This is a genomic window from Burkholderia sp. BC1 (genome assembly GCF_052683555.1).
The window spans coordinates 12,669-35,207 of record NZ_JBQYLP010000060.1 but is presented as its reverse complement, the minus strand read 5'-3'; the positions used below and the strand labels follow the sequence as shown (position 1 = coordinate 35,207).

The following is a 22,539-nucleotide window of genomic DNA, read 5'->3' as shown; positions in this document are numbered from 1 at the left end:
AGACTGATCACGTTCGCCGAAACGATTGATCACCATCGCCGAAATCCGCAAGATCAAGTCGGCCGATGAGATGCGCGAGGCACTGAAGCACCGACTCGACGTCGCGAACATGGACCCGACGCCCGAGCACATCAAGGAGTACATCAAGCTCTGGGAGTACGTCCAGCAAAAGAGCGCGGTCTTTGCCGACCAATGGCGCCGGGTTGTGTGGCAGAACCCGAGTCTCGATTACTCGCTCAAGCGTCCGACTAACAACGTCGCTGTCCATACCTACGACCGGACCCGGGATTCGGACCAGGACGGGCAGCTGCGTGCGCTCGCGCAGAAGCATGGCCTGATTTTCTTCTTCCGCTCGGACTGCCCGTATTGCCACGCGATGGCCCCGACGATTGTGCTGCTCGCGCAGCGCTATGGCATCGACGTGTTGCCCGTTTCGCTGGACGGTCGGGGCATTGGTGAGTTTCCGAACCCGACGCCTGACCATGGGCAGGCGTCGGTCTGGGGCGTCCAGCAGGTGCCCGCCCTCTTCATCGCATCGAAAGAGACGGGCGATCACGCAATGATCGGCTCGGGAACGATGTCCCTCCAGGACATCATCGATCGTATCTTCGTTCTCACTGCCTCGCAGCCTGGGGAGCTCTTCTGATGAAACCGACACGCTGGATTGCCGCACTGACGGCTGCAGTGTTTGCCATCGCCCCAGTCTGTTCGAGCGCGATGTCGATGCAGCAGGTCTTCGACTCGATCAACGCCATGGGCAACGTATCGAGCCCGCGTGCGTTGCAGGGCGAGACGATGGATATGTACAGCGGCGGAAGCGTGTTCATGCGTACGCCACACAAGACTTACCAGCTCGCGAGTGTCACCGCCCCGGAATGGGGCGCCGGTTGCGGCGGGATCGACCTGTTTGCCGGCGGGTTCAGCTTTATCAATAAAGAGCAGTTTGTTGCGCTGCTGCGCAACATCGGCTCGAACGCCTTGGGCTACGCATTCAAGCTTGCCCTCCAGAACCTCTGCCCAACCTGCGACAACGTCATGCAGTCGCTGCAGACCATCGCCCGCGACGTCAACCGGATGAACATCGACTCGTGCCAGGCCGCTGAGGGCATCGTCAATGCGGTGACGCCTGTTGCATGGAAAAAAGAGCAGGCGAACTTGGCCGACACGCTCGGGCCATTCACGAACCTGTATTCGGATATGACCGATGCCTGGACAAATACCGGAAACAGCTCGGCGCAAGCGGCGCAGACGATCAATACGGCCACCGCATCGGATTCCAATCTCGCGGCCAAGCAGCCGTACGGCAACGTGACGTGGCAGGCGCTGCAGCAGCTGCCGGACCTGAGCACGTCGGATCGGGAATTCCTGATGTCGCTGGTGGGGACGGTCATTTTTCCCGACCCGTCGGATTCGGGCGGCACGGAGGTGAATCCTGTCTTCCTGCCGCGAATCGGCAGCCTCACGGTGCAGGAATTGGTCGGTAACGATCCTGCCGCGAACTCCGGCACCACGATCCAAGTGTACGTGTGCGACGAAACGACGAAGTGCTTGAATCCGTCAGTGCAGGAAATTGGCTACACCCCCTTCCGTACGCTCGTACAGCAGAAGCTGCAGGTGATTACGGACGCGATCGCCTCGCGCTCCGCGATCCCGAATCCGGCGGACACGTTTCGGTTTTTGAGCATGACCGACCTGCCGGTCTACAAAATGATCGCGGTCGGCACGCGCCTGAACAATTCGTCTCTGGCCGACCAACTGTTGAGTACCTACCAGTCGCTGATCGCAGCCAAGTATGCCGAAGCCTACATCCATGGATCCGCTGAAGATCTTCGACGAGCAATCGCGCGATACGGGACGGTGAAATCCAGCACGTCGCTGCTCGACGAGGCCACAAAGCTCAACACCAACATCGACACGGTCGAATCGGAAGCACGCAGTGTCGTCATGCAAGCCTTCAGCCAGACGTCGAACGCGTGGCAGCTGGTTGAGCAGCTCCAATCGATCGAGCGTGCGGTACACGCGAATGTGTCGTCGTCGCTTCGAAACTCGTTGGCGTTTGGCCAGACGTTGAACGGCGGGAGCACTCAATGAACATGGAAATCGACACCTATGGAAACGTCGATACCTTGTACTACGTCATGCAGGGTATTGCGTCTTTCATGGGCAGCGGCACCTGGACAGGTCTCATCCGTTACACGCTGTTGTGCGGGGTGGTGATCTGGACGATTGTCGCGCTCGGTCGGAAAGGCTATGAGATCTTCCGCTGGTTCGCCGCCGCAATGCTGATGACGCAGCTGCTGTTGCTGCCGGTTGAAAACGTGTTCATCACCGACGTCAACAACGTGCAGCCTACTCGCGAGGTGGACCACGTCCCGGTGTATCTCGCCGCGGTTGCCCAGAGCTTCACGCTTATCTCTCGAGTGCTGACACAGTCGTACGAAACGATTTTTTCGGTGCCGGATACGCTCACCCTGAAAAAGGGCGATGTGGGTTTCGGAATCTCAGTGCTTCAGAAGGTGAACAAGGCTGAAATCACCGATCCGGGGCTGCACGCCGACCTTATCCAGTTCTTCAAGGAGTGCACGGTCTACGACATCCAGGACGGCGCGATTGATCCGCGGACGATTATGAACGGCACGGACCCGTTCAATACGGTGTTCACGTCGACCAGCCCGGCACGGTACGTGACAACCAACACCCTCACCGCGAATCCTACGACGGACACCTGCTCAGCGACCGGAACCTTGCTGCTGCTGCGCGTACAGGATGCGGAGCAAGCAGCCGAGCAAATGTATGGCAGCGAGATGTATCCGGAGATCGCCGATCCGTCCATGGCGAAGGCGGAATTTGTCAACGCGATCGGCGATTCGTACGGCTTCATCCTCCAATCGTCGCAGAACGCGTCATCGGCGCTGCGACAGGCAATGTTCAACAACGTGTGGCGTCAGGCGGGCGCCGAGCTTCCCGCGATGCTGAGCGATCCGGCGCGCGTCGCCGAGGTCAATGCGTTGATGAGCTCGGCTCAGGCTGCAGTGGCGACGAACGGTTCGCTTGCCTCCATGGCGATTCTGGCGAAGAACACGCTGCCGACTGTTCGCAACTATGCCGAAGCGATCGTCTATGCGGTTTTCCCGCTCATTCTGGTGCTCTGCCTGATCAGCGGCGCTGACGGCGCCAAGCGAATCCTTGCGATGTACGCGAAGACGGTGGCGTGGGTATCTATCTGGCCGGTGCTCTTCGCGGTAATCAACGGGCTGTCCCTGATTCACCTCAGCCATGAGATGCGCTCGATGTCGTTGCAGGCCGGCGTCCCGTTCGGGATGGCGGCGAAGTTCGGCCAGACGTTGCTCGACGAGCAGGCGCTGCTTGGATACATGGTGATTATTACGCCGCCCCTTGCCTGGATGTTGCTGAACTTCGCGTCGGCCGGCGTTGTAGGTGCATTCTCTCAACTGAGTGGCGCGTTGACCGGGTCTGCTCAGCAGATCGGTGGCCAGCAGGCGCAGGGCGACGAAAACATCGGCAACGTGCACATGGATTCGTCGTCGATCGATAACGCGTCGCGCAACGTGACCTCAGCGAACAAGTACGACAACACCGTGCAATCGCGCACCGGGTCGATGAACGTCGATACCGGGACCGGCTCGGCCTTTACGAATTTCGCCAATGGCCTAATCGCTCGCACCGAGTTTCAAAACAGCCTCGGCGTTTCAGCAACTTCCCAGGACGCATTCGAGCGGTCGCTCGGCACCGACACCTCGACGGGTGTCGCGGCAAACCGAACAAATTCCACGTTCGCTGGGCGGGAGCAGCTTGCGTCCAGCACGAATAGCGTCTCGAGCAGCCAGGAGCGTGGAAGCACGCAGCGCCTGTCCGACGATTCCAGCTCAGGTACGCGGGCCTCGTCTAGCCAAACAGGTGAGCGGCGAACCGCACATGATCAGCAATATGCGATAGATCAGTCGCACTCCGTCGACGGCACAACTTCTGCAGGCGCCAAAGGCTCGATCATGCTTGGTGGCGGCTTTGCCAAATCGTTTGGCGATGATGGTGCGCCGGCCGGCAACGCTGGCAGTGGAGGCGGCGGCTCAGCCGGTGGTAGCAGGCGTGGACCTTCCGGCAATGGTCGGCAAGGAAGTAGCAATCCAATCTCGAACTCGCCTCTTTTCAACCAAGCAGAAGAAGACAAACTCGCTCGCAAAGCCGAGTCACTTGGCAAATCGCCGAATGAAGTCCAAGCGATTCGGGATGCGTATCGATCGAAGGTGCGAGCTGCGGACTATGCAAATGGCGGTGGCACGGGGAAAGGGCAGTCGAGTCTGAAGTTCGGTCTCGATGTCTCGGGTGAAGGTGGATATACGAAGTCTTGGCGGAATTCAGACGCACAAAGATTCGTTGATCAAAACAGTAGTTTGGCTGCCTACACCGAGAGCGATCTGGTCTCTCACGAAGGCTCGCAAATGCACAATGACTCCACCGGAATGGAGTCCGGGCAGCACGTTCGCAGCGACCGTTCCGCCTCTCTGACGGACCAGGTTTCATCTGGCTCTCGTGTTGCAGCGGATCTCACTCGCAGCGCAGACGTGCGCCAGCGCGGATCGACGCAAGTTGTTTCGCGCGTAGATACCTCGACCAACCTGATGACGCCTGAGAACCTGCAGGCCGTCGCTGCGCGCAACGGTATGCGATACAGCCAGCTGATGACGCTGCCCTCTCCGCAGATCGCTCAGTTGGTCGCCCAAGATGCAGCGATGCGCGACATCGTTTCGCGCAACTCGACGTTGCCGACCACGGCTCGTGATGGGTCCGCTCTCCCTGCGAGCGGGATCGACGTCGTTCGCCAGGACCAACGCAACCAGTCTGGTGTTGGTGGAAGTGCGCCCGCGTCGTTCCAGCGATTTGCAGGAGCGGTTGGACCAGTGGATACGAAACCCCTGGATGTTGCGACGCCGATGCCCCAAATCGTGACCGACGCCCAGCAGCGTGTGGAGGTTATGCAGCAACGGGTGGCAAGCGAGTCCGCCGCGCCGATCAAGCAGGTGCATGACCACATCGATCCGTCGGCTGACAACAAGCCGCTCATGACGCCCGAGCGGGCGCCGGGCCGCTCGCTTTCCTCTCCGCCGGCGGCGACCCCAGCTTCCGATAGCAAGGGGCCCCTTTCGGCATGGGTGACCTCGATTCAGCCGACCGGGCCGGTTGAAACAACGTCCACCTCGGCACCTATTGAAAACTTTCTGCATCCGCGAACGACGGGAAATGGCCCGACTCTTGAAGCCGCTCGAGCGGCGGGAACAGGCACGGATTCGCCCGCCAATCAACCGCGCCTGTCCGAATCTGACTTCAGGATCGTGACTCTGCCGGCCGGCAATGACCACATGTCATATCGGCAGAGCGATCGTCGAGCGCCCGATGCTCTTGACGGGACATACAGCCGACCGTCTCCAGAGCTATCCAGCCCTGATCAAGAAGCTGTAGCGCGATCCGTCGAACCGATGCGGGATCACCGAATGGTCGACGATGGAAGTCAGGGACGTGGCGTGCCGACCGCTTCAATGAAGCGCAGCGGCGGGGTCTCCGTCGTGGCTCCGCGAACGACGGCCGTTAACTCCGGCTCGCGAGTCGACAACGTCACGCCTGCTAATGCTGGTCCAGTGGGGACTACGCCGGCGCCTACTGCACCTGGAACAGCTGCCCGGAGCAGTTTGACGTCTGGTGGCGTCGGCCTCCCAACCGTCGGGTCACAAGTCGGCGGTGTTGAAAGAAAGATCGAGATCGATCGTGCGCCGGCCGGGCCATCTGCTGCTGGGGCTGTCTCGCCTACGACACCTTCGCCGTACCCCGATCCCGCAATCGCCGGAAGCGACGCACTGGTTCCGAGCGACGAGTCGGCGACCAGCGGCGCCGCCACTTCCCCGAGCGCTCTGGTCTCGCCGACTCGACTAGGGCGCGGTTCAGCCGATGACGAACGGGGAGTCAAGTCGATCCCACGCGCGGACGTTGCAAACGACGATCCCAAGAACCAATGAAAAAGGGGCCTCGCGGCCCCTGACGGTAGTACATCAATCAATGACGCCAATCGCTATGACTCATCTGATTTCTTTGGTCTCTCCAGAACCAATCGTTAGAGAGGTCGCTGCTTGCATTGTTGCTCGAGCGAGCCGTGTTCCAGCCGTCATCAAAGTGCGTACCGGTCATGATGAGATGGCCAAACTTGACTGCAGCTCCCAATTGAGCGAGCACGCCGACGATGCAGGAAAAGAGCGCACCAAAAGCCAAAATGGCGAAGGGCAGCTGCATGACTGTAACCACGACGGCCGAAATCAGCAGCGTGGCCAGATAGCCCCACATGATCTTCCTGTAAATGATTCGGCCGCTTCGCGAAGCGATAAACGACGTGAAAACCGAGAAAATCACTGCCGCCATTACCGCCATGAAATTCGCAAGTACGTAATCCATGATAAGCGTCCCCGTACGCAATTAGTATTGACGTTACGCCTGATTTGGCGTACTGGCAAGTTAATCCTTGATGACGTAATTCGTCGTGGTGTCAATTCATTTACGTCTTTAATTAGCGCGATCTCGACGGTGAGTCGAGTGCGTCTGACCGCGCTCACGTTTCCTGCCCTGATTCTTGCCGCTTGTGCCTCGCCGCACGGTGACGATGCCTGCGCCCGCTCCTATTCCGCGAGCGGACACACCTCCCACGTCGGGAGGTCGGCATGAAGTTTCTCCTCTTCCTCGCGCTCGCGGCCGGTGTCGGCTACTACGTGCTGCATGACGGCCCAACGCCGGATTTCGGCAATTTGTCGTCGTCCGTTGGGCATTATGCGAGCGCTCTGAAACACCCGGCCGAAAACGCCTCACATTCGGAAAGCACCGGCTCTGGCGATCGCGCCTCCGTGCAATTCGCCACTTCGCCAGACGGCCAGGCCGAGGCCCTCGTGCTGAGCGTGATCGATACCGCGCAGTCGGAGCTCGACGTCGCCGCTTACGAGCTCACCAATCGTCGCATCGTTACCCACCTGATCGAGCGCGCCCACGCTGGTGTGCAGGTTCGTGTTGTCCTCGACCGCTCGCAGCTTGACGGCCGCGGCTCGAAGCTCGCGGATCTCGTCGCGGCCGGAATACCGGTTCGTATCGACATGGCCGTACCGCTCATGCACGACAAGTTCATCGTCGCTGATAGCGATACGACCCAGACAGGCTCGATGAACTACACGCAGGCCGGCGCCAACCACAACGCAGAAAACGTCCTCGTCATCTGGCATCACGCCACGGTCGCCGCAGCCGTGCGCAGCGCGTGGACGCGGCTATGGAATGAATCGAAGCCTTACCCAGGGGTTTGACCCAGGAAGCACGCGCGCAAGCTTAATTTTTTCAGGAGAACACGATGCCTCATGTCGATTACGAAGTCGCCTGCCAAACGATCGGGCAACTGATCGCCCACTATGTCGCCGTCATCGCTGAAGAGGAGTCGCGGTCGGAGCCGGATGCGGAGTGCGTCGCGATAGCGGACGCAGAACGCAAGACTCTGGTTGCCGCTCGCGATGCGCTGCATCCGGATGATGCGGTCGCGATCGCTCGTGCACTGGACGTCTACGGCCTGCGTGTTCGTCGATTGAACCTCGGTCACGCCTGACTCCGGAGCCCATCATGGACAATTTTCCGGATGTCGTGATGCAGCGCGCGTATGCGCGCGTGGAGCGCGAGGCGATTGACGGCAGTCGCGAGCAGGCTGAACCGAAGGCGATCCTCATCGGCGGCCAGCCCGGTGCCGGCAAGACAGCCCTCGCGCGTCAGGCGATGGGGGAACTCAACGAACGCGGTGGTGCCGTTTTGATCGACGCGGATCGCATGAGGGAGAACTTGCCGCAGTACAGCCGGCTTCTTCGCGAAGATCCGCGACACGCGGCTGACTTGACGCATGCCGACGCCGGTCGATGGGCTGGCCGGCTAACCACGGCCGCATCCGACGCGCGGCGTGATCTTGTGGTCGACGGGACGATGCGCAACCCCGATAGCCTGCGCAATCTGACACGGCGGCTCAAGGAGCGCGGCTACACGCTGGAGGTTCGGGGCGTCGCTATGCCCGCCGAGGTGTCGCTCACACGTGCGCAGATGCGTACCGAGCGAGAAATCGCGACGACGGGCGCGGGGCGGGTTGTCAATCCCGAGCAGCACGACCAGGCGTATGTCGGCATGGTCGAGACGGTCGCGTTGCTCGAGCGAGAGAAGGCAGTGGATCGAATCTTGATCCTCGATCGGCATCACCGCGAGGTCTACCGCAACGAACTGCATCAGGGTGAATGGCGGGAGCCGCAAGTGGCCGCCGCGTCGATCGTGCATGAGCGCGAGCGTCCGATGACCCGCGACGAGATTGCCCATCACGTTCAAATGCTCGATGACATTCGTGACGCTCGTACAGGGCGAGGTGCGCCGGCACCGGAGATTGCCGACATCTCGCTGCGTCGTGAACAGGCGCTACGCGTCCGGGAGAGGGATGCGCAAGCACTGGCCAACGGGGCGTCTGCGGATGCGCGGCCGGCGCCGGAGCGTGGCTTGCGCGACGTCCTCCGGTCAATGACCCGTGACGTGCCGAACCTCGGTGGCCGCTTCCCCGATCCGGTCGCCGAGGAAATCGCCGCGTCGCGTCATCTGCCCGCGCTCGAGGCCAGGCTTCGCTCGCACGGGATGACTTACCTGACACCGCTGGACGCCGGCGCGTCGTCGGTCGTGCTGGCGGCCGACGACAAGCATGTGGTGCGGCTCGGTACCGGCGATCTTGCCGTTCGGCCAAAAATTCCCGAGGTCTTGCAGCCGGTGGCGAGCGGCACCGAAGGCAATCTGCGATACGAAATCATGCCCCGCGCCGAAATGCGAGGCGTGACATCGGCCGACGTCGCGCGCACCGCCGATGCGCTTCGTCAGCGCGGTTACCACTGGGGCGATCAGGGCGTCGACAATCTGGGCATCGTGGACGGTCGTGTGGTAGTCGTCGATCCGGATGGCATAGAGCCGGTACGCGAACGGGCCATTCTGCCGCCTGCACACCAACCGGATCAGGCAAAGACGGAGGTCGAAGTCGATACGGCGCGCGCGCCGCGCCGGCGTACCGTTGACCACGCACGCGACGCGGAGCGCGGCCGTGCGTTCGACACGCTGGGCCGTGACCAGGCGCTCGCCCTCTTCCCCGAGCTCGACGCGGCCTACCACCACCTCGAAACGCGGACCTCGATCAGCACGGTTCCCCACAGCGAACTCGAACGCGCCAACCTGTCCGAGCAGATCCATCGCGGCCAGCTACCCGAGGGTGACGTGCCGGACGATGTTTCGCGCCGGGCGATCGGCCTTGCGGGCGATCACCACAACCTGATTTTGCGCGATGCGCAGCAGCTGGAGCGCCACTACCGCGGCGAGGTGCTCGCCAACTCGACGCACCACTCGCTGGTCAAGATCGGTCAGACCGTCGGCATCGTCTATCCGCGCGATCGATTGTCCCGCGACGTGGAGGTCGGCGAGCAGGTCGCGATTCAGTATTCGCCAGATAGCGCGCTGCACCAGGTCAAGGAGCGCGATCGCGAAGCAGAACGCGCAGACCGATCACACGACCACCAGCTTTCTATCGAGCGATAGGGGCCGCCATGTCTATTTTCAATCGCCCCCGCCGTGCGCGTCCCGTTCCACATTTTACGCGGCTCTATCTGGCCGAACGTCGACACATTCGCCGTCGGCTGTGGACCAGTCCGAGACTGCTGCGTACCGAAGCCGATTGGGCGACACGTTACGTCGTGCAGTGGCTCGCGCTGTGCTGGTTGGCATGGGCTCCGGCGTTGTTGCTCTGGGGGCGACTGATCTCCAACGGGTTCCACCTGGACTACCCGATCGTCGTCGAGCCGCGCGCGTCGCTGCCGATGTACGCGTTCGCCGGCCTCGTCGCTTCGCTGTTCTACGCGTGGTGGCGACCGTACATCAGCTACGTCGAGTTGCAGGTCAGGCGCCACATGGACGACTGGTACCGCGCTGTATGTGAAGCAGAGCGATCCGGCCGCCTGTATTAGCCCAGCAACGAATCACCGCCATTTTTGACTGTTGATCACACCAAGAGGATGACCATGAAATTCACGAAGAACACGCTCCTGATCGTCGCCTTGTCGGGCACTGCGTTACTTGTCGGTTGCGCGACCACTGGCAACGAGCACCTCGAATCCGCAACGCAATCAAGCGTTCAGGCCCAAATCCAGCAGGGCAAGAGCACGAAGCAGGATGTTCAGGATGCTTTCGGTTCACCGAACAAGACGACGTTCACCGATTCGGGTCTCGAGATCTGGACATACGAGCTGGCTCACGCCACGCCGCACGCTATCAACTTCGTGCCGATCGTCGGTGCGTTTGCACATGGCGCTGACGTGCGGAAGAAGACGTTGACCGTGCTGTTCGATGACAGCGGCGTCGTCAAGAAATACACGTTTGCCGAGACCACCGACGTGGCCAAGGGAGGCATCGGCCAGTAGCGCTTACCCGACCGCAATTTAGTGGCGGGAAGGTGCCATTCCTTACCTTGCGCCTTCCCTTTGACGCCAGCCGGCTCGCCGGCTGGTCTTTTTCCCCGATCTCGCGTTTCAGAAGAGACACCAGTAATGAATCGATATCGCGCATCTTTCGCCGAGCGCCGGCGAGCCGCCGCCTCGATCACATGGCCTGACGGCACGCTGATCCTGACCAATCCTGATCCCGCTGCTCAACGCAAGCTGAAAGGCGTGGTGGTCGCGATGGCGACGGCGGCTTGCCTGTTCTCCGTCACCGGCACGAACGGGCCCTTGCAGTCTTGGGCTCGCTCGCGCGACTACCTCGACATGCGACCTGCGATGGAGTCCGCGTTTAAAGGCGGGAATCGTTCTGCCGGTACGTGGCTTGCCGTTCATTTCAATCGGGACTATCCGAGTTTGCTTCAGGCGGAGTCGGACGCCGGCGAGCCGACAGCGATGTACCTCGTTGCTCGTACGCGCCTACAAAAGCACGCGGATTTAGGCGGTCCGATGGCAGTGGCCGATGCGGATCGGGAGATCGGTATGCGACTCATGCGTCAAGCCGCTGCGGCCGGCAGTCAGGACGCTCTGCGTTATTTGATCAGCGTGTCGACGAACTGAACGCCACGATGGAATCCGACAAATACGCGGCATGTAATGGAGAAAGCTGTATGCATTCGCGTCCCCTCCCTCACCCTCCCGTTCATCGTCGACATGTGGGAATCATGCTAACGGTGTTGGCGCTCGTTACCTGGCTGTTGATTGCGCCCATTGCTTACGTTGATGCGCTCGGATTCTGGAATAGCACGGAACCCTTGTTCATCGCGGCGTTTGTTACGACGTCAATGTTCTTGCCGGCTTTACGCTCGACGCGCACGCGACCGGGCACATGGAGCGCACTCCGTCGTGCGCAACGCGGTTTGCGCAGTTTCGGCATGTTTGTCTATCTGATTTGCATGCTGTTGATGATCATGATCGTCTGGAACTTCGACTCGCCGGCGGCCGGATTGGTCGAATCGGCTTTCGACTTGTGTTTCGACGGGATGGTCGCGGGCGCGACGCTGTACTTCTGGAGCTTACTGGCGCTGCCCGTCTTGCATGGGCTCGCTCGTGCCGAATTGGCGTGGAAGCAGCGAGGCGCATGATGACTGCTCGAACCCGAGTTCTACGCCGTTTCGTCGTGGCCGTGTCGTTGGCATTGCTTGCATGGATCCTGAACGGTGTCCTCGCTTGCCCCGCATACGCCGAGCAGTTTCTCTCGCCGGAGCAAGCTTTCCGAGTTCGCATGACCGAAGAACCTGGCGCGGTTGTCCTCCATTTTGCGATCGCCGACGGCTATCGACTTTACGGCGATCGCTTCCGGGTCGCGAGTGATGACGGTCGGGCGCACCTCGGTGCAATTCAGCACGGTACTGGCAAGGTCGTCGCTGATCCGAGCGCAGGACATCCGGTGGAGGTGTTCGAGCGCGAAGTGACGTTGCGTGTGCCGGTCAATGCTCGCGAGATGTTCGGTCTCACGGTGACTTATCAAGGCTGCGCAATCAACCAGATCTGCTATCCGCCGATGCAGCGCACTTTTCCGGTGATTGCTGCTGCACTGCTGTCGCAGTCGGAGGCGTCGCGATGACGGTCGCCCTTTCTCCCTTCGCGCGGGCACTCAAGGTGCGTGTCCCGTACGCCTATGCGGTCTGTACGACAGACCCCGGTTCGCCAGAGTGGTTCAGCCACCACCGTGCGGCTCAGCACGACGCGATAGCACCCACTCGAGCGTGCGTTGGCGTCCACGACGGGGAATTCCCTCCCCTGACTGCCGATATCCCGATGCTGCGAGACGCCTTCGAGGGTGCCGTGCTCGAGATTCACCAAAGGCAGCACCGTCGGATCGCCGGCGATGTTGCCGAAACAAACCCCTCTGTTCCCGGAATCTTGGCGGAGGACAGGAACAGAGGGCTCCAGGTCCTGCGCGAGCGCAGGCGTAAACGTCCCGTAGACCGGGCACTCGTTGTTAAGCGGGGATTGTAATGAAATTTTCGAAAAGCCCTACACCAAGTGGTTTATCGATCGCGATCGCTGCGGCGCTCGCATCGATGGCTGGTCCTGCGCATGCTCAGACGTCCGGAGACGGCGCGATTGCAAACGGGAATGGTGCCGTCGCCTCTGGCGATTACTCCGTTGCGATCGGCACGGCGGTTACCTCTGCCGGTCCTCGATCGTTGAGCTTTGGTTACGCGTCCACGGCGGCCGGAGCCGATTCGATCGTACTCGGTACTTCGAGCACGGCGCAGACCAATGCGGTTGCGATCGGTAATACGACGGTGGCCAGTACGAATGCAACGGCAATGGGGTCCGCCGCTACAGCTGCGGGTAATGGTTCCGTCGCGATCGGAAACGGCGCCGTCGCCAACAATTCGCAAGATGTCGCAATCGGCTCAGGATCCACCACGGGCGCCGCGCACCCGCTTAGTAGCTTCGGTATTGCTGGTCAGAGCTACTCGGTGGCGGGATCAACGTCCAACGGGGTGGTGAGTTTCGGCGCTCCGCAAAATCCGAGGCAACTGACTAATGTTGCCGCCGGCACCGTTAGTGCAACAAGCCTTGACGCCATTAACGGATCCGAGCTCTATCAAATGGGACAGGCAGTTGGCAGTCTCTCGACTTCGACGAGTCAGTCCGTGACGTCGCTGTCGACTGCGACCGCGAACAATGCCACGGGAGTTGCCGGCGTATCTTCCGGGCTCGCCGCGCTGTCCACGACCGCCTCACAATCTTTAGCGTCGCTATCGACAGGGCTTGCGAGCAATACGGCCAACGTCACGAGCCTGTCGAGCAGCGTAGCCTCACGAGTAGGCTCGCTCTCAACCAGCGTGGCCAGCTCTGGTACGGCGGTGGCCAGCTTATCGACCGGTATTGTGCAGTCGGGCGCGTCGCTGTCAACCGGCCTGGCAAGCAACACGGCTGGCATCACGAGCCTGTCGAGCAGCACGGCATCAGGCTTTGGTTCGCTCTCAACTGGGCTGTCCGACGTCGGCGCGACGGTCGCGAGCTTGTCGACGAGCACAGCTGCTGGGTTCTCTTCGCTGTCGACATCGACCGCTCAAACGGTCAGCAGCCTGTCCACCGGGACGGCCGGCGCGATTGGGTCGTTGTCGACCGGAACCGCGCAGTCTGTCACGTCGCTGTCAACGGGCCTCGCCAGCAACACGGCCAGCGTCACCAGTTTGTCGAGCAGCGCGGCGTCAGGCTTTGGATCGCTCTCGACCGGGCTGTCCGACATCGGCGCGACGGTTGCGAGCTTGTCGACGAACGCCGCTGCAGGGTTCGTGTCGTTGTCGACGTCGACCGCTCAAAATATCAGCAGCCTGTCGACTGGCATGGCCAGCGCGTTAGGTTCGTTGTCGACCGGGACCGCGCAGTCTGTCACATCGCTGGCGACGGGCCTCGCCAGCAACACGGCCAGCATCACGAGCCTGTCGAGTAGCACGGCATCGGGCTTTGGTTCGCTCTCAACTGGTCTGTCCGATATCGGCACGACGGCCACGAGCCTGTCCACGAACACCGCAGCCGGGTTCGCATCGCTGTCGACGTCGACGGCCCAAACGATCGGAAGTCTTTCCACGGGAACGTCGAGCGCGATCGCGTCGCTGTCGATAACGACAAGCCGATCGATCTCGTCTCTTTCGACTGGTCTGGCTGGCGATGGCGCGATACTCTCGGCAATGCAGTCCGGTCTGGCTGCAGGGACCGTTGGTCTGGTTCAGCAAGCAGGCGGTGCCGGCACGGGCGCGATCACGATCGGCGCCAGTACCGGAGGTACGGTGCTCAACGTCGCCGGCAACGCGGGCGCGCGGCAGGTCAAGGGTGTGGCTGCAGGCACAGACGCTACCGACGCGGTCAACCTGCAGCAGCTGCAGAGCGTGGCGGCTCAGACAGGCGCAATCGGCTCGAGTGCGGTCGTCTACGACGATGTGTCCCACACGCGCATCACCTTTGATGCGGCGGGTGTGCCAGTCACTTTGACCAACCTCGCTGACGGCTCCGTGGACGCCGGCAGCACGGACGCGGTCACCGGCCGGCAACTCTATGCCGTGCAGCAGGCGACGAATGCCAACAGCGGTTCGATCGCCGCACTGTCCACTTCAACGCAGGCGGTCACATCGTCGCTTTCGACGGGCGCGGTTAATAGTGCGGCCTTGTTCGGAAGCTTTTCAACCAGCACGGCTGCCACTTTCTCGCTCCTGTCGACTGGCTTGTCCTCGACCAACGTCAGCGTGTCGTCTCTCTCGTCGAGTCTGGCGGCAGGAACCGTCGGGTTGGTCCAGCAGACCGGCGGGACCGGCAGTGGCCCGATCACGGTCGGGGCCAACACCGGCGGTACGGCCCTCGACGTGGCCGGCACATCCGGCCCGCGTCAGGTCAAGGGCGTTGCCGCGGGCACCGACGGCACCGATGCGGTCAACCTGCAGCAGCTGCAGAGCGTGGCGGGCCAGACGGGCGCGATCGGCGCGAGCGCAGTTAGCTATGACGACGCGTCGCATACCCGCGTCACGCTCGGTGCATCAGGTTTGCCCGTGACCCTGAGCAACCTCGCGGACGCCTCGTTGAGCGCGAGCAGCAGCGACGCTGTGACGGGGCGGCAGCTCTATGCTGCCCAGCAGGCGACGAACGCAAACGTCGGTGCGATCGCTGCCCTGTCCACGTCAACGCTGGCGGCAGCGTCCTCGCTTTCCACGGGCATCGCCAGCAACGTCGTCTCGATCGCGAGCCTGTCGACCAGCACGACCACGGCGCTTTCTTCCCTCTCGACCGGCGTCTCCCATGGCCTGGCATCGCTGTCGACCGGCTTGTCCTCGGCCAACGCCGGCGTATCAGCCCTCGCGTCCAGTCTTGCGGTCGGGACAGTCGGGCTGGTTCAGCAGTCCGGCGGTGCCGGCACCGGCACGATTACGATCGGCGCCAGCACGGCAGGGGCTGCCGTTGACGTCACCGGTACCGCTGGCGCTCGCCAGGTCAAGGGTGTGGCCGCCGGCACTGCCGGCACCGACGCGGTCAATCTGCAGCAGTTGCAGAGCGTATCGGTCGCTGTGGGTGCCGTCGGTGCCGGCGCAGTCTCCTATGATGACCCGACGCATTCGCGCGTCACGCTCGGCGCCCCCGGCACCGGATCGCCCGTCCTGCTCACCAACGTCGCAGACGCGGCACTGACGGCCACCAGCACGGACGCCGTGTCTGGTCGGCAGCTCTACGCCGCCAACCAGGCGATCAGCACCAACGCGATCTCGATCGCAACGCTGTCGACCTCGACGGGCTTCGCCGTGTCCTCGTTGTCCACCAGCGTCGCCAACGGCGGGGCGACGCTCGCCGCGCTGCAGTCGGGGCTAGCGGCCGGCACGATTGGGCTGGTGCAGCAAGCCGGCGGTTCCGGCGCCGGCACGATCGCGATCGGCGCAAGCACCGGGGGTACGGCGCTTGACATCGCCGGCACCGCCGGCGCACGCCAGGTCAAAGGCGTGGCCGCCGGGACTGACGCTACCGATGCGGTCAACCTCCAGCAGCTGCAGGGCGTGGCCTCTCAGGCTGGGGCGCTCGGCGCGAGCGCGGTCGTCTACGACGATCCCTCGCATACGCGCGTCACCTTCGGTGCGGCGGGTGCGCCTGTCACCTTGACCAACGTTGCTGATGCGGCCTTGACGGCGAACAGCACTGACGCGGTCTCGGGACGGCAACTGTACGCGACGAACCAGAGCGTCTCCGCCCTGGCCGGCCAGCTCGCAACGGGTACCGTCGGGATCGTGCAACAACGCGGCGGCTCGAGCGCCGGCGCGATTACGATCGGTGCCGGAACCGGCGGCGCCAACATCGACGTCAGCGGCTTGGCTGGTGCGCGCCGCGTCTCCGGCGTGGCAGCGGGTGTGAACGTCACCGACGCGGTCAATGTCGGCCAGTTGAATCAGGTTATCGGTACGGTCAATACGATCGCCGGCAACGCCCTGTCTTACGACGATCCCGCAAAACTTAGCGTGACGCTTGGAGGGCTGGGAGCCGGGGCGGCCGTCACCATTCATAACCTGGCGCCTGGCTCGCTATCAGCGACCAGCGCAGATGCGGTCAACGGGGCTCAGCTCTTTGCGACGAATGCGAACGTCGCCGCCAATACCAGCGCGATCGACGCACTTTCTTCCCGGCTTGGCGCGATCCTCCCGTCGAGGTTCAGTCAGAGCCTTCCTGAGCCCGGTCAGGGCAGCCTCAAATATGCCGCGTTTAACAGCACCGGTGGCGGTTCAGTGGCAACCGGCGCGGACGCGACGGCTATCGGCAGCAATGCGGTGGCCATCGGCGATCGCAGTGCTGCACTCGGTGTGGGTGCCATTGCCCAAGGCAGCGGCTCGATCGCGGTCGGCAGCGGTGCTGACGCGACCGGCGCCAATGCCGTTGCGCTCGGGGCTGGCTCAGTGGCTGACCGCAACGATTCGGTGTCGATCGGAAACGCGGCCACTGGTATGACGCGAACACTCACCAACGTCTCGGCCGGAACGGCTCCGACCGATGCCGTCAACGTCCAGCAGCTGAACGACTCGGCGACGAACCTGAGCAACCGCATCGAACATGACCGGCGGGACGCCAACGGTGGTATCGCCGCGGCTGTCGCGATCGCCAGTCTGCCCCAGGCGCCGGCGCCCGGAAAGAGCATGGTGGCCATCGGGGGCGGGACGTACGGCGGGCAGTCCGCCATGGCGCTCGGCTTTTCAACGTATGCCGGCCACTGGATTCTGAAGGCGAACGGCTCGACCGATACGCGCGGCACCGTGGCCGCCGGCGTAGGCGCGGGATTCGTCTGGTAACCAAGGAGACCACCATGAATTCGAAGCTTCCTGCTGGACCGGACCAGGCAACGAGCATCGGTCTGCGCAATCCCGACGTGCCGATCGCTTTCGAGCGCGCGCTGCAGGCTCGCGTCGACTACGCGATGGCGATCTGCACCACCGATGAAGGATCCGAAGCGCGGGCCGCACTCCTGAAACGGGCACGCTATGGGGCGAGCGATCTCGGCCGAGATCTTGTCTTGGTCGGGGCCGACGATCTCGGTTGCTCGCCGTTGCTCGCCGACGTGCCCGTGTTGCGAGCTGCGTTCGAAAGCGCCGTCAACTGGGCGCAGGTCGATCAGGCCAACGCCGAGGCTGAACTGGCGGAGGCGTTGGCTGAAGCGGAGAGCGAGCTGGCGCGAGAAAAAGCGGCCGACGAGCGACGTGCCAAAACAAAGGCGGCAATCGAAGCCGGCGATTGGCCGGCGCTGGATCTTCCAACGCCCGAAGCGTTCGTGGACGCGCTGACCGCGGGCAAATCGGTGGACGTCGACGGCCACTCGTTCGACTTCGTCAGCGGCGAAGGTCTGTGGTGTACGAATCCGTATGGCGTCGATGCCTATTTCGGAGACGCCATACCGTCGGTTACCTACGCCCGTGAACTGCTCGGTGCGATCGCGCTCGGCACCGTATTCGGCGACGTCCCGCCCGACAGCGATTGAGCCAGCCCATCCCCATACCGGAGCTACCCATGACCGATCAGGTGTTTCGAAGTGGCAAACCCGTGACCGCACACAGCATCGTGTCGGCGGCGATCGCCGGCGACATGACGGCCGACGAGGCCGTGGAACTCGTCCAGTTGCTGATCGAGGCCCGCGCGCGCGGCCTGGATGTCCGAGAGGCGGAGCCCCGCTCTGCCAAAGCGCCCTCGAGGGGCTTGGCGAAGCGCTCAGCCGCCGTTTAAACCAGGAGATCTGGCATGCAGAACTTTGAATTGGACGGGTTGGAATATGAGGCGGGAAGCAATAGTTTCCTTGCGAAACTGCCAGCTGCGCACGAGGCGAAGACACGTCCGCTCTGCCTGTGCTCGACTCCGCCGATTCCGATGTACATCGCACGTTTCGAGGGGCGCTATCAGGTCAAGCGTATGCCCGGTACCGGCGCGAAGCACAAGCTCGGCTGCGACTCGTACGAAACCCCGCCCGGCCTGAGCGGTTATGGCGATGTAGAGGGGGCGGCCATCGTCGAGGATCCGGACTCCGGGGAGGTCACCCTCAAGTTCGGTTTCGCTTTGGCGAAAGGCGCGGCGCGGGAGATGCCGGAGCCCTCTGGCGACGAGCCTGACAGCATCAAGACGGATGGCAAGAAGTTGACCTTGCGGGGCTTGCTGCACTACCTCTGGGAACAGGCCGGCCTCAATCGCTGGTCGCCGGCCATGGCCGGCAAGCGCAACTGGTCGGTGGTCCGCAAGTATCTGCTGTTGGCCGCTGCGGGCAAGAATGCGAAGAAGATGAGCCTCGAGGACATGCTGTACGTCCCCGAGATGTTCGTCGGCGACCAGAAGGACCGCATCGCCCAGCGACGCACGGAGCATCTCGCCCGGATTTCTGTTTCCGAGTCCGGGAAGCCGCACTTCGTGCTGGTGATCGGTGAGCTCAAGGAAATCGCGACCGCTCGCTTTGGCTTCAAGCTGGTCATCAAGCATCTACCCGACTATGGCCTGATGGTCGACGAGAAGACCAAGAAGCGGATCGAGAAAGTCTTCGCGTCGGAGCTCGAGATCTGGTCGGCCACGGAAGGCACCCACCTCATGGTCATCGCCACCGCGAGCCTGTCAGCGGCCGGTATCGCCACCGTCCAGGAAGTGTCGATGATGCTGACCAACGAATCGTGGATCCCGTTCGAATCGCTCGCCGATATCGCGCTGCTGAAGGCCTTGGCCACCCGTCGGTACCAGAAGTGCCTGCGGTACAACCAGACCGCGAAGCATCCAATCGCCACGGCGTTGTTGACCGACGCCGAGCGCGGTACGGCGCTCTACGTTGTGCCTGCCGACGTGTCGTCCGCCTACCAGTCCGAGCTCGACGCGCTTATCGCGGAGTCGGAGCTGGATTCATGGATCTGGCGGCCGGGGACCGAAGTGATGCCCCCGCTTCCCCTGACCGCCTTCGACGCGGCACGCAAGGCCCAACGGCAACCGCGGCCGCTCGCATCGGCACCGGCCACCAATGCCGTAGCGGCACCGAGGCCCGCGACTGCGCGCGAGCCCGAAAACAGAACGCCCGCGGCGGTTAAGGCGCCCGAAACGGAGCTGGATCCGGCTCGGTTGTTCGCCGAGCCTCCGGTCGTCGATGAACCGCTCCCGATGTTTGATGAAGATCCGCCCTATACCGATGAGGATCGTCCGGCGAACTGGTTGTGAGTGCAACTGGTTATGGAGTCGCTCAGTTCCGCTGGACTGAAAGCGATTCTTTTGGAATGTTGTGTATCGCTAACGAATACGGAGGAGTGGGTAGACAAGCCAAAAAAAACGCCCCGAGTGCAATCGGGGCGCGAATAAGACGACGTACGACAGGGACCTTCAGCGTCGCAGGCGTCACACGAGAAGTTTCGGATTCTAGAACAGAAGCGTGCCCTGTCAAGCGTCATCTATGTGACAGCAACTTAACGAATCAGCACATCAGATGATGATCCAGAACAACATTGGCCGTATTGCCGGTGAGGCATTGAAAACAGATGCAACGGCGCTGCCGCTCCGCTACGTGGTAGCGGCCGGCGTCGACCCGGATAACCAGAATTCGAGGGTATCGGGCACGGACTGAACCAGCTCATGACTCGGCTGATTCCCGGTACGTCGCCGATTCTGGCGCACGCTCCGATGAATCCGACCTGTCCGGCCGCCAGCGACGACTGGATGGCTGTGCCTACGCACGCCCGCAGTCGACGCATGGCGCTGCCTGCGCGCGTTTGGCCGACGGATATTCCGTGTCCGGCGCCGGCGAACAGCCCTCGGCTGCTGCGCGAGTTGAAGTTGCGCCTCGGCCGATATCTCGAAACGCCGCAGGCCTGGTTGCCGGCCCTGAATGCGGCCAATGGAAGCCGCCGCCAGCAGCGCAGCGAGCGCCGCATCGCGTGCGTGCAACTGGTGCGAGCGCTCGTCAAATTTTGTGACGTCTCGACGTTGCGTATCGCAGTGCCGGCGCAGAGCGGTTGGGTGGATTTCACCCTGCCCTACCTGGCCGAGCAGGCGGGTCTCTCGGTACGCCGTGCCGAGCGCGCGCTGCGCGACCTGGTCACCGCACGGCTGGTGAAGAGCCGGCCACAATGCGAGGTTGAGGTCAGCGACGAAGGGCCGCGCTATCGCGGGTTGGCGGCGATTCGATACGTCACGCCCGCGTTATTCGAACAATTCGGCCTGGGCAAGTGGTTGCGGCACGAGCGCACACGTGCTCACCTGCGCATGCAGCGCCGGCGGGACGCCGCGCGCAAGCGGGAGCGGAAGGTAGGCGCCGGTGGGGGCCAACTGCTCGCGCAGCTCACCGACAAGCTTGCGGCCGCTCAGGCTAAGGCTGCCGCCCGAGGCACGCTCTCCGAGAGTGATCGTCGCGCCGAGCTCGAGCGCGCGGTCATGATCCGCGCCGGCGAACTCAAAGCTACCTATCCCGACTGGGATCGCGACCGATGTTTCCGGGTCGCGCGTAACCAGCTCACTCCACCCGCCTAGCACCTAGGCGGTTCCCTCTCTCTCCATCGCTACCGCGAGGCCCGCGCTCGTGCAAATCGTGGGCAATGGCGTTTGTCGCTGGTGTTTTGTAGCGGATGGGCGGGCTTGCGGCACTGATTCTGGCGACGCGGCGCTGTGCTACCACCTACAGCAGTGAATAAGTGCATTTATCTGTCGGGACGGCTCGCCGTTAAGTGTCGGGGCTTAGTCAGAACCTATCTCTACCTATACCCCATATCGACCCGCGGCAAGCCGCGGCTTCACGCGGGCCTTGCCCGCTTGCCTGGCTAACCCCACCGAACCACACACGCTGCCCTCCGGCAGGCCGTAAGCGCTACGGCGGCCGACGGCCGCCGCACCGCTAACGGCGCGACAAAAGATTTCGGGGCGCGTCAAAGCCGCACCCCGAAATCAGCGCGCGCGGGTGCGCGCCAATCTGCCTGCCAGCAACATCGACGAACGTCGGCCGCATAGCTAGCAGCGAGGGGAGGGTCGGCCGGGATTCGCGAAATTTTCGCCAAAATCACCTTAATTGTATGATTTAAAAGGGAAATTTCAACATTTCGCCGGGTGGCTGGGCCACGCGACCCTTCAGATCCGAGGGCACGGTCGCAGCCCGAGTGCCGCCTCTTCGAGAGCCGTTGCCAGCACCGGTGACGGTGTCCATTGACCGCCCTGTACTTTGAAGCGCGCCGTCGCATCGACGATCTTCACGTCGCGGCCGTTCCGGCTGCCGCCGGACAAAATGACATCGCCGTACGCGGCCATGCGTTCCATGATCTGGCCAACGTCGAGCGCGCCGTCGGCATCAAAGGTGACGATCATGAAGTCACGATACACGACCCGCGTCGGGACACGGTTCACCAACTGGACGAGCAAGTTTGCGATACGCACCCGCTGCTCGGCAAAGGTCAGCAGACGGTGGTTGTCCGGTTGCCCGAGCATCTCCCAGTAACGCTTGCTAAGCCGGCAGATCGAGTCATCCGCAGCGATCAGAAACGTCCGGGGTGAGTATCCCATCGTGAGCCAATCGGATCAGTTGAGTGAAGGCGCGACGCGTTCCTTAATGCCGTCGTTTCCGGACGTGGTTAGTCCGAAGCTGCGGGAGGCTCGAGGACGTCGAAAGTAAAATGCACACCATGATACTGCTCAGCAGTATAAATGCCGTTCGGCACGTCGGTTGATGGCGTTCGTACGAGCAGCGTCGTCGCAATATCCAGGGTGGCTCCGCACAGGTTGCACAGCAGGCGGGCCGCATCCCGGAAAACCATGCTCTTGATTTTATCGAGCCCGAAACCCAAGGCGGCGATGTGCTCGCAAAGATATACGCCGCCCCATTGATTGTTGTCGAGCTCGTCGATGTGAGACATCCTCATCAACCGATCGAAGCCGTTATCGTCATCGAGGGCGCACGCGGTCCAGAAGTACATTTCCATGGCGACACGCTTCGCCACGACGATTTGCTCACGTGTGATGGACTTCATTG

At 62.5% G+C, this 22,539-nt stretch carries 20 protein-coding genes; 17 read left to right on the top strand and 3 right to left on the bottom strand.

Annotated elements, in window-relative coordinates; translation table 11 throughout:
• The first annotated feature begins 25 nt into the window (after positions 1–25).
• From ACSHSS_RS23630 to ACSHSS_RS23620, 3 genes are read left to right on the top strand one after another with little or no spacing between them, the layout of a single operon-like run.
• Complete coding sequence (locus tag ACSHSS_RS23630; RefSeq protein ID WP_445545616.1) at positions 26–646, top strand: conjugal transfer protein TraF; 621 nt, start codon at positions 26–28, stop codon at positions 644–646.
• A complete protein-coding gene (locus ACSHSS_RS23625; protein WP_058904055.1) occupies positions 646–2,091 on the top strand; it encodes a conjugal transfer protein TraH in 1,446 nt (481 codons plus the stop codon). Before ACSHSS_RS23630 ends, ACSHSS_RS23625 begins: the two co-directional genes overlap by 1 nt.
• A complete protein-coding gene (locus ACSHSS_RS23620; protein ID WP_058904054.1) occupies positions 2,088–6,029 on the top strand; it encodes a conjugal transfer protein TraG N-terminal domain-containing protein in 3,942 nt (1,313 codons plus the stop codon). Before ACSHSS_RS23625 ends, ACSHSS_RS23620 begins: the two co-directional genes overlap by 4 nt.
• A 37-nt stretch (positions 6,030–6,066) precedes the next feature.
• Here the strand turns inward: ACSHSS_RS23620 and ACSHSS_RS23615 are convergent, their stop codons facing one another.
• Positions 6,067–6,459: a hypothetical protein gene (locus ACSHSS_RS23615; protein WP_077021555.1), complete on the bottom strand. Its 393-nt coding sequence runs from the start codon at positions 6,457–6,459 to the stop codon at positions 6,067–6,069.
• A 263-nt stretch (positions 6,460–6,722) separates the two neighbouring features.
• On the opposite strand from ACSHSS_RS23615, the gene ACSHSS_RS23610 reads away from it, so the two are divergent.
• The 14 genes from ACSHSS_RS23610 to ACSHSS_RS23545 all read left to right on the top strand — a co-directional run bounded on the left by ACSHSS_RS23610 (position 6,723) and on the right by ACSHSS_RS23545 (position 21,053).
• Entirely contained in the window at positions 6,723–7,349 is a 627-nt protein-coding gene (locus ACSHSS_RS23610) for a phospholipase D family nuclease (protein WP_058904052.1), read from the top strand.
• Positions 7,350–7,393: 44 nt separating this feature from the next.
• A complete protein-coding gene (locus tag ACSHSS_RS23605) occupies positions 7,394–7,642 on the top strand; it encodes a hypothetical protein (protein WP_077021554.1) in 249 nt (82 codons plus the stop codon).
• 14 nt (positions 7,643–7,656) lie between these two features.
• Positions 7,657–9,636, top strand: a complete 1,980-nt coding sequence (locus ACSHSS_RS23600; RefSeq protein WP_077021553.1) for a zeta toxin family protein — start codon at positions 7,657–7,659, stop codon at positions 9,634–9,636.
• A gap of 8 nt (positions 9,637–9,644) precedes the next feature.
• Entirely contained in the window at positions 9,645–10,061 is a 417-nt protein-coding gene (locus ACSHSS_RS23595; RefSeq protein WP_058904050.1) for a hypothetical protein, read from the top strand.
• A 54-nt stretch (positions 10,062–10,115) separates the two neighbouring features.
• Complete coding sequence (gene bamE / locus ACSHSS_RS23590; RefSeq protein ID WP_058904131.1) at positions 10,116–10,514, top strand: outer membrane protein assembly factor BamE domain-containing protein; 399 nt, start codon at positions 10,116–10,118, stop codon at positions 10,512–10,514.
• 126 nt (positions 10,515–10,640) lie between these two features.
• Positions 10,641–11,150 carry a hypothetical protein gene (locus tag ACSHSS_RS23585; protein WP_058904049.1) on the top strand — a complete coding sequence of 170 codons (510 nt, stop codon included), beginning with the start codon at positions 10,641–10,643 and terminating at the stop codon, positions 11,148–11,150.
• A 104-nt stretch (positions 11,151–11,254) separates the two neighbouring features.
• Complete coding sequence (locus tag ACSHSS_RS23580; RefSeq protein WP_058904048.1) at positions 11,255–11,674, top strand: hypothetical protein; 420 nt, start codon at positions 11,255–11,257, stop codon at positions 11,672–11,674.
• Positions 11,671–12,156: a protein-disulfide reductase DsbD N-terminal domain-containing protein gene (locus ACSHSS_RS23575; RefSeq protein WP_244110387.1), complete on the top strand. Its 486-nt coding sequence runs from the start codon at positions 11,671–11,673 to the stop codon at positions 12,154–12,156. The genes ACSHSS_RS23580 and ACSHSS_RS23575 overlap by 4 nt, the downstream gene beginning before the upstream one ends.
• 394 nt (positions 12,157–12,550) lie before the next feature.
• On the top strand, positions 12,551–17,368 hold the full coding sequence (locus ACSHSS_RS23570) for a beta strand repeat-containing protein (RefSeq protein ID WP_058904045.1): 4,818 nt from the start codon (positions 12,551–12,553) through the stop codon (positions 17,366–17,368).
• A 14-nt stretch (positions 17,369–17,382) separates the two neighbouring features.
• Positions 17,383–18,051: a hypothetical protein gene (locus tag ACSHSS_RS23565; protein ID WP_058904044.1), complete on the top strand. Its 669-nt coding sequence runs from the start codon at positions 17,383–17,385 to the stop codon at positions 18,049–18,051.
• Positions 18,052–18,080: 29 nt separating this feature from the next.
• Complete coding sequence (locus ACSHSS_RS23560) at positions 18,081–18,293, top strand: hypothetical protein (protein WP_058904043.1); 213 nt, start codon at positions 18,081–18,083, stop codon at positions 18,291–18,293.
• A gap of 15 nt (positions 18,294–18,308) precedes the next feature.
• Positions 18,309–19,751 carry a DUF1173 domain-containing protein gene (locus ACSHSS_RS23555; protein ID WP_058904042.1) on the top strand — a complete coding sequence of 481 codons (1,443 nt, stop codon included), beginning with the start codon at positions 18,309–18,311 and terminating at the stop codon, positions 19,749–19,751.
• A gap of 262 nt (positions 19,752–20,013) precedes the next feature.
• Positions 20,014–20,151, top strand: coding sequence for a hypothetical protein (locus tag ACSHSS_RS23550; RefSeq protein ID WP_154641513.1), 138 nt, complete (start codon positions 20,014–20,016; stop codon positions 20,149–20,151).
• A gap of 8 nt (positions 20,152–20,159) precedes the next feature.
• The gene (locus ACSHSS_RS23545) at positions 20,160–21,053 is read left to right on the top strand and encodes a hypothetical protein (protein ID WP_058904041.1); all 894 of its coding nucleotides are present in this window, start codon (positions 20,160–20,162) and stop codon (positions 21,051–21,053) included.
• 591 nt (positions 21,054–21,644) lie between these two features.
• On the opposite strand, the gene ACSHSS_RS23540 is transcribed toward ACSHSS_RS23545, so the two are convergent.
• Positions 21,645–22,073 carry a hypothetical protein gene (locus ACSHSS_RS23540; RefSeq protein WP_058904040.1) on the bottom strand — a complete coding sequence of 143 codons (429 nt, stop codon included), beginning with the start codon at positions 22,071–22,073 and terminating at the stop codon, positions 21,645–21,647.
• Between the two features lie 68 nt (positions 22,074–22,141).
• Positions 22,142–22,537, bottom strand: a complete 396-nt coding sequence (locus ACSHSS_RS23535) for a hypothetical protein (RefSeq protein ID WP_058904039.1) — start codon at positions 22,535–22,537, stop codon at positions 22,142–22,144.
• Positions 22,538–22,539: the final 2 nt, after the last annotated feature.